The organism is Variovorax sp. 01T439_2 (assembly GCF_056398445.1).
Genome location: NZ_JBFTPJ010000414.1, coordinates 1 through 4,871 on the forward strand (window position 1 = coordinate 1; position 4,871 = coordinate 4,871).

Here is a 4,871-nt window from a genome sequence, read left to right on the forward strand (position 1 = left end):
GCCATGCGGCGTGCGGGCAAGGAACCGCGGCGGGTCCTGCGGAAACACCTCGGCGACGGCCTGGGTGACCTCGTCGGCAAAGGCGTTCTCCTCGATGCGGTCCCAGACATTGAAGACGAATCGCCCGCCCGGCTTCAGCACTCGGCGCGCCTCGGCGTAGCCGGCACTGCGGTCGGGAAAGAACATCGCGCCGAACTGGCAGCAAACGACGTCGAACGAAGCATCGTCGAACGGCAGGTGAAGCGCGTCTGCCTGCCGCCATTCGATGCGGCTGTCGGCGCCCTGCCGGCTGGCGGCGTAGTCGAGCATGGGCTGGTTGAGATCGGTCACCACGTAGCGCGCGCCGGCGCCCAGCCTTGGCGCCAGCGCCCGCGTGACCACGCCGCTGCCGGCCGCCGTTTCGAGCACCGCGCCGGGCGAGGAGGCTGCGGCAAGCTCCGCCATGTCGGTGGCATAGGCCTCGAAGATCAGCGGGACCATCAGCGTGTCGTAGAACTTCGGGATCGACCCCGAGAACACCTTGTCGCTCTCAGCCATGAGATCTCCTTGAAGTTCCGGATGGTGGCCCGGCCATGGTGGACCTGCACGCCAGCCCCGTCAACGCCGTCCTACAGGCTTCTCTCCATCATCTGGCGAACGGCCTACGCCAGACTGCCGCCGCGCGCGATGAATTCGCGGGTGATCTGCTCCCCGAGCGCCAGCAGCGGCGCACCCAGTTCGAGCGCCACCTCGTTCGCCGGCTCGCTGGTGGACAGGCTCGCATTGAGCACGTGCACGGGCTCGTTCGGAAGCGCCAGCGGCATGGCCAGCGCAACGATCTCGGGCTGCCACGAGGCCACGCACCAGCCGCGGCGGCGCACGCTCTCGATGGCCCTGTCGATTTCCCTGCGAAGCCGCGGCCAATTGCTGCGGCGCGCCTCGAACTCCTTCGCAAGCTCTGCACGCCGCGCCGGCGGCGCCGTTGCCAGCCAGGCACGGCCGAGCGAGGTGAGCTCGATCGGCACTCGCTGTCCGCTCACCACGCTGCGCAGCGATGCCTTCTTGTTGTAGCGGATCGATTCGAGGTACAGCATCTCGGAACGATCGGCGACCGCGAGCCCGACGTTGATGCGCAGTTTCTCGGCCAGCGCCCGCATCCGCGGGGCGGCCACCTGCAGCACGGTGGAGCCGGTGCGCATGGCGTGCGCGAAGCTCAGCACCGGCGCCGCGAGCCGGTAGGCGCGCGCGCGCCGGTCGTGCTCGAGCAGTCCCGCGCCGACCAGCGTCTGTGTCAGGCGGCTCACGGTGGCTGGCGCCAGGCCGGTGCGCTCCGCGAGCTCGCCGTTGCCCAGCAGCGTGGAGCCGGGCCGGAAGGCACGCAGGATCTCGATTCCGCGTTCGAGCGAGCGGTTGGATGGGGTGGGCATTCGGTGTCTCCTCGCGGCAGCCCTCCAATTCCACGCAGTGGAAGAAGGCAGGTGCGCTGGCGGAGTATGCGTCCTAAGCTCGGACACACCGACAAGCGGGAAAGAGAGACATACATCCGTGCGCCACGCCGACGGCATGGCCGTGCTCGCCCCTTGATCCGGTGCATGACAAAAAATGGAGACACCATGAACCCGAATCGCATGTCGCGCCGAGGCTTCCACGCCGCCGCGGGCGCCGGCCTCGCGCTCGCGGCCTTGAGCCCGCTCGCAAACGCGCAGTCCGCCTTTCCCTCGAAGCCGATCCGCATCGTCGTGCCCTTTGCGGCCGGCGGCCCGACCGACCTGATGGCGCGCGCCATCGCCAAGAACATGGCGCCCGGCCTCGGCCAGCCCGTGATCGTCGACAACAAGCCCGGCGGTGGCGGCGTGATCGGCATGAGCGAAATCGCGCGCGGCCCGGCCGACGGCTACACGATGGTCTTTCCGTCGATCCTCGCGGTCACCAATCCGGCGCTGATGCCGAACTATCCGTTCGATACGCTGCGCGACTTTGCGCCGCTCACGGTGGTGGGCTTCATTCCGCATGCGGTGGTGGTGAAGCCGGACTTCCCGGCCAGGAACCTGCAGGAACTGGTCGAGATGGCCAAGGCCAAGCCCGGYAGCCTTTCGTACGGCTCATCCGGCAACGGCACCTCTGCGCACCTGGGCGCCGCATTGTTCGTGYAGCGCGCCGGCATCCACGCGGYCCATGTGCCCTACCGGGGCGCCGGCCCGGCGGTGCAGGACCTGCTGGGCGGGCAGATCCAGTTCATGTTCCTCGACATGAGTTCGGCGCTCGCGCAGATCAAGGCGGGCAAGCTGCGCGCACTCGCGGTCGCGCCCAAGTCGCGCTTCGCCGGCCTGCCCGATGTGCCGACCGTCGCCGAGCAGGGCTATCCCGGCTTCGACGTGCATGGCTGGTACGGGCTGCTGCTGAAGGCCGGCACGCCCGCGCCGCTCATGCAGCGGCTCTATGCCGAAGTCAAGCGCGCGCTCGATGCGCAGGAAGTGCGCGAGATCTTCCAGGCCCAGGGCATCGAGCCGGGCGGCATGCCGCCGGCCGACTTCACGGCGCTGATACGCGACGACCTCGCGCTGTGGAAGCGCACGGTCGAGCAGTTGAACATCACCTTGCAATGAAGGAGCGCCGCCCGATGCGCATCGTCATCCCCGACGACTACCAGGACTGCGTCCGCACGCTCGGCTGCTTCGGCAAGCTCGATGGACACGAGGTCCGCATCTTCAACGACACGGTGAAGGGCACCGATGAACTCACGGCGCGTTTCACGGATGCCGAGGCCATCGTGCTCACCCGCGAGCGCACGCGCATCGATGCGGCGCTGCTCGAGCGGCTGCCCCGGTTGCGTCTCATCAGCCAGACCGGCAAGCTGGCGGGCCACGTCGATCTCGCGGCCTGCACGGCCCGCGGCGTGGCGGTGGCCGAAGGCAGCGGCGCGGGTTCGGCCACCGCAGAACTCACCTGGGCGCTCGCGCTGGCAAGCCGCCGGCATCTGGTCGAGGAAGCCACGCGCCTGCGCCAGGGCCGGTGGCAGGGCCACCTGGGCCAGCAGCTCGGCGGCCAGCGTCTGGGCGTGTGGAGCTACGGGCGCATAGGCCGCCAGGTGGCCGCCTACGGGCGCACGTTCGGCATGAAGGTCTGGGTGTGGGGGCGCGAGGGCTCGACTGCGGCGGCGCGCGCAGACGGCTTCGAGGTGGCGCCCTCGCGCGAGGCCTTCTTCGCACAGAGCGACGTGGTCAGCCTGCATGTGAGGCTCGACGAGCACACCCGGGGCATGGTCTCGGGCGAAGACCTGGCCCGCATGAAGGCCAGCGCCCTGCTGGTGAACACCAGCCGCGCCGAGCTGGTCGCGCCCGGTGCGCTGGAACGCGCGCTGGCGGCGGGCCGGCCGGGCTTCGCGGCCGTGGACGTGTTCGAGGAAGAGCCCGTGCGCGCCGGCGAACATCCGCTCCTGCATCTGCCCAACGCGCTGTGCACGCCGCACATCGGCTATGTCGAGCGCGACAACTACGAACGCTACTTCGGCATCGCCTTCGACCACGTCAACGCGTTTGCCGCGGGGCGCCTGAAGGACGCGCTCAACCCCTCGGTCCTGCGCCCGGGCTAGGACCTGTCTGCGAGGCGGCGGTGGCGGACACGGCCGATCGACTTATTCTGACTCGGGTGGCGGCTTTGAATGTGACAAATTCACATTCAACCAATTCCAAACGGACGGCATTCGAGGCCCCCCTCGAGCCGGCCATCGGAGAACCAAATGCCGCTCTTTCTGCTGTTGAGGCTGCACCGTGTGCAGTTGCCTGTCCGCGTCACCGATCCGGAGGAAGTCCGGCAGGTCTCGCTGCTCGTGGCCACCGGCCTGATCGAGGCCGAGTTCGCAGCCATCAGATCGCGCGCGCGGCAAGCCGTATGGCAGGTGGCCACCGTGACACGCATCACGGAAGAGGGCTTCGCGGAGATCGCCAGGGCGGGCAAGATGCCCGAACCGGCGCAGGCCTTCATTCGATTTCCCAGGGGATTGCGATTGCTGTGACCTGCGGTCGGCACCCGGCAATCATCGATCGACCGCCGCCCACAACCGCAAGGCCGCAGCCACGATCGCCTCGGGCGCATCTTCCTGCACCAGATGCTTGGCATCGGGCACCGGCGTGAAGGACGCAGTGCCCATGCGCCGGGCCAACTCGCGCCCGTCGGCCATCGGAATCCACTCGTCTTCCTCGCCCCACAGAATGGCGACGGGGCAGCGCATCTCGCCATAGCGCCACTCGACTTCCTCGGTGTACTTGTCGTCCATCTGCGCGACCTGCCGCCAGAATGCCTTCTGCCCCTCATCGCCGAGCCAGGGCGCGAGGTAGCGCTGCATCTCGTCCTCGCGCAGCGCGCTCCCGACGGCCGTGCCGATGTACGCCCGCAGCATGGCCTCGTGGATGTAGGCCGGCAGGCTCGCGAACACCTCTTCGTGCTTCCTGGCCGCCTGCACCAGCGGCGAGCCTTGCGGGCTGATCGCCACCGGATCGATCAGGACCAGCGAGCGATAGTCCAGGCCGTTCAGCAGGTGGYCGCGCAGCGCGTTCGATCCGCCGAAGTCGTGCGCCACCACGTCGGGACTGCCGAGCCCCCAGTGCCGATACAAGGCGGCGAAGAGTTCGCTCTGCACGCCGCGAGAGACGTCTGCATCCGGCTTGTCGGAGAGGCCGTAGCCCAGCATGTCGAAGTAGAAGACGCGCCGCTCGCGGGCAAGGCATGGCGCAATCCGCCGCCACTCGGCCGAGGAAAACGGCGTGCCGTGAAGAAGCACGGCCGGAGGTCCCTCGCCGATGGATCCCCACGCAACGGCGTGTCCCTGGAAATCGAAGCGTTCGGGCAGATTCAGTTCATTGCTGGACATCAGGTGCTCTTTCTTCCTCGGC

The 4,871-nt window shown here is 68.5% G+C and carries 6 protein-coding genes; 3 read left to right on the forward strand and 3 right to left on the reverse strand.

Features of this window, described 5'->3' with window-relative positions; all coding sequences use genetic code 11:
• Both AC1DOC_RS19140 and AC1DOC_RS19145 read right to left on the reverse strand, forming a co-directional pair.
• Positions 1-537: class I SAM-dependent methyltransferase (locus tag AC1DOC_RS19140; RefSeq protein ID WP_478130287.1), on the reverse strand; the 537-nt coding region annotated here is incomplete at its 3' end.
• A 104-nt stretch (positions 538-641) separates the two neighbouring features.
• A complete protein-coding gene (locus AC1DOC_RS19145) occupies positions 642-1,406 on the reverse strand; it encodes an IclR family transcriptional regulator (RefSeq protein ID WP_436046198.1) in 765 nt (254 codons plus the stop codon).
• A 186-nt stretch (positions 1,407-1,592) separates the two neighbouring features.
• Here AC1DOC_RS19145 and AC1DOC_RS19150 point away from each other — a divergent pair, with 186 nt between their 5' ends.
• From AC1DOC_RS19150 to AC1DOC_RS19160, 3 genes are all read left to right on the forward strand, one after another.
• On the forward strand, positions 1,593-2,585 hold the full coding sequence (locus AC1DOC_RS19150) for a Bug family tripartite tricarboxylate transporter substrate binding protein (RefSeq protein ID WP_478130288.1): 993 nt from the start codon (positions 1,593-1,595) through the stop codon (positions 2,583-2,585).
• Between the two features lie 14 nt (positions 2,586-2,599).
• Positions 2,600-3,571 (forward strand): D-2-hydroxyacid dehydrogenase family protein, encoded by a 972-nt coding sequence (locus AC1DOC_RS19155; protein ID WP_436046202.1) that lies wholly within the window; start codon positions 2,600-2,602, stop codon positions 3,569-3,571.
• A gap of 147 nt (positions 3,572-3,718) precedes the next feature.
• A complete protein-coding gene (locus AC1DOC_RS19160; RefSeq protein WP_015866278.1) occupies positions 3,719-3,994 on the forward strand; it encodes a hypothetical protein in 276 nt (91 codons plus the stop codon).
• 21 nt (positions 3,995-4,015) lie between these two features.
• On the opposite strand, the gene AC1DOC_RS19165 is transcribed toward AC1DOC_RS19160, so the two are convergent.
• Positions 4,016-4,849 carry an alpha/beta fold hydrolase gene (locus AC1DOC_RS19165; RefSeq protein ID WP_478129215.1) on the reverse strand — a complete coding sequence of 278 codons (834 nt, stop codon included), beginning with the start codon at positions 4,847-4,849 and terminating at the stop codon, positions 4,016-4,018.
• Positions 4,850-4,871 lie beyond the last annotated feature (22 nt).

Coding starts and splice junctions, on each gene's coding strand:
- AC1DOC_RS19145 (WP_436046198.1), bottom strand. CDS start 1,406: ATGCCCACCCCATCCAACCGCTCGCTCGAACGCGGAATCGAGATCCTG.
- AC1DOC_RS19155 (WP_436046202.1), top strand. CDS start 2,600: ATGCGCATCGTCATCCCCGACGACTACCAGGACTGCGTCCGCACGCTC.
- AC1DOC_RS19160 (WP_015866278.1), top strand. CDS start 3,719: ATGCCGCTCTTTCTGCTGTTGAGGCTGCACCGTGTGCAGTTGCCTGTC.